Source organism: Stenotrophomonas sp. HMSC10F06, assembly GCF_001807865.1.
GTDB classification, from domain to species: Bacteria; Pseudomonadota; Gammaproteobacteria; order Xanthomonadales; family Xanthomonadaceae; genus Stenotrophomonas; species Stenotrophomonas bentonitica_A.
The window spans coordinates 4691-6786 of sequence record NZ_KV791291.1 but is presented as its reverse complement, the minus strand read 5'-3'; the positions used below and the strand labels follow the sequence as shown (position 1 = coordinate 6786).

At 66.4% G+C, this 2096-nt stretch carries 2 protein-coding genes; both read right to left on the bottom strand.

Going from position 1 to position 2096, the window contains the following annotated elements; translation table 11 throughout:
* Nucleotides 1-1460, bottom strand: a 1460-nt coding sequence (locus HMPREF3113_RS18985; RefSeq protein ID WP_254665291.1) for a cache domain-containing protein, incomplete at its 3' end; no start/stop codon positions are given.
* Between the two features lie 180 nt (nucleotides 1461-1640).
* The coding region (locus tag HMPREF3113_RS18980; protein ID WP_254665287.1) for a methyl-accepting chemotaxis protein at nucleotides 1641-2096 on the bottom strand (456 nt) is incomplete at its 5' end.

The window sequence follows — 2096 nt, the reverse complement described above, 5'->3', positions numbered from 1 at the left end:
AGGTTGGCGGCCTGCTGCTCGGTACGGCGCGAGAGATCGCTGTTGCCGGTGGCGATTTCGCCGGCGGCGAGGTTGATGCTGCCGGCGGCCTCCTGGATCTGGCCGACGATCTGGGTCAGCTGCGCGACGGTGGCGTTGGCATCGTCGCGCATGGTGGCGAACACGCCCTGGAAGTCACCGTGCATGCGCGCGGTCAGATCACCCTCGGCGATCGCCGAGAGCAGCTGGGAGAGCTTGCCCAGGTTGTCATCGCTGACCTGCATCATCGCGTTGAGGTGGCCGATCATCCGGCGGAAATCGTGATCGAAGCGGGCGGTGTCGCCACGCTGGCTGAAATCGCCGGCGGCGGCCGCCGCGGCCAGGCGCTGGATCTCGCCGTTGATGTTGCCCAGGTTCTGCTTGACCGCATCCACGGTGGCGGTGATGGCGGCCTTCTCACCGGGGTAGCGCGCGATGTCCGCGCTGAGGTCGCCCTGCGCGTAGCGCTGCACCACCGCCAGCACCGCATCCATGGTCTGCACGTGTGCGCCGACCAGGGTATTGGTTTCATGCACCATCAGGCCGTACTCACCGGGGAAGGCGGTTTCGTCCATGCGGTAGCCGGTGCTGCCGGCATCGTGGCGGCGGGCCATCTCGCGCTGGCCGCTGATCACCGCATGCAGCTGTTCCTGCATGCGCGCCATGCTTTCCAGCAGGCGGCCGGGCTCGTCGTGCGCCTGCTCGCCGATGCGGCTGTCCAGCTTGCCGCGGGCGATGCTTTCGGCCACGTGCGTGGCCTGGCGCAGGGGCAGGGTGATGCGATTGCCGATCAGCCAGCTCAGCCCCAGCACGATCAACACCACGGCGCCGCCACTGGCGGTCATCACGGCCGTGAAGGCCAATGCGTCGGACTGCACGTCATCCATGTACACGCCGCTGGTGATGACCCACTGCCACGGGGCGTACATGCCGGCGTAGGTGACCTTCTCGATCAGGGCGTCATTGCCGGGCTTGGTGGTCTTGTAATACGTGTAGCCGCCCCCGGTCCTGGCCATGTCGACCTGCTGCAGATAGATCGGCACGCCGTCCTTGGAGGTGTAGTCCTTCTGCACCTTGCCCACGCGGTCACGCGCGAAGGGGTGCATCAACAGGGTGTAGTCGGTGCCGAGCACGTTGTAGTACGCGCTGTCATTGTCGGCACGCATCACGTCCAGCGCCTGCAACGCCGCTGCCTTGGCAGCCTCTTCGGTCAGCTCGCCGGAACTGGCCAGTCGGGTGTAGTGCGCCAGGATGCCGTAGCTGAGTTCAACCTGGGTCTTCAGCGCTTCCTTGCGGGTTTCGGCAAGGTCCAGGTACTGCATGCGGGCAGCAATGATCGCCAGCGCTATCACGCCGACGGCGATGAGTGCGGTCAGCAGGTTGAGCTTGCGCCTGACGGACAGGTTGGAGAAGGACTGGTTCCAGCGGCTGAGTAGATTCATGGGCAGGGGTCTTTGATCGACAGACATGTCGCGGCAATGCTGTTATCGGCCGCAGGTCGCCACGATTGAGTCCGCTCGACTGAGCGTATTCAGGTTGCGGGCGGCGCCGCAGTGGAACGCGCAGAAAAAAGGCCCCGATGCGCATGCATCGGGGCCTTTCCGCGTGGTGCGTGGCGGGGCTTAGAACTCCTGCCAGTCGCCGTCGGCCAGTTCGGTGGCCACCGGGCGCGAGGCCGGGCGACGTACCGCGGCCTGCGCCAGCGGTGCACGCACGGCGCGCGGCGGTGCGGCCACGACCGGCGCCGGGGCGATCTCCTGCTCGTCGAGCTTGAAGATGGACACCGCGTCGGTCAGGTGACCGGCCTGTTCTTCCATGGCGCGGGCAGCGGCGGTGGCTTCTTCCACCAGCGCGGCGTTCTGCTGGGTGGTCTCATCCATCTGCACGACGGTCTGGTTGACCTGCTCGATGCCGGCCGACTGTTCCTGCGAAGCCGCGGAAATCTCGGCCATGATGTCGGTCACGCGCTGCACCGAGGCGACGATTTCGCCCATGGTGGCGCCGGCCTTCTGTACCAGCGCCGAGCCATCGTTGACCTTGCCGACGGAGTCGTCGATCAGGCCCTTGATCTCCTTGGC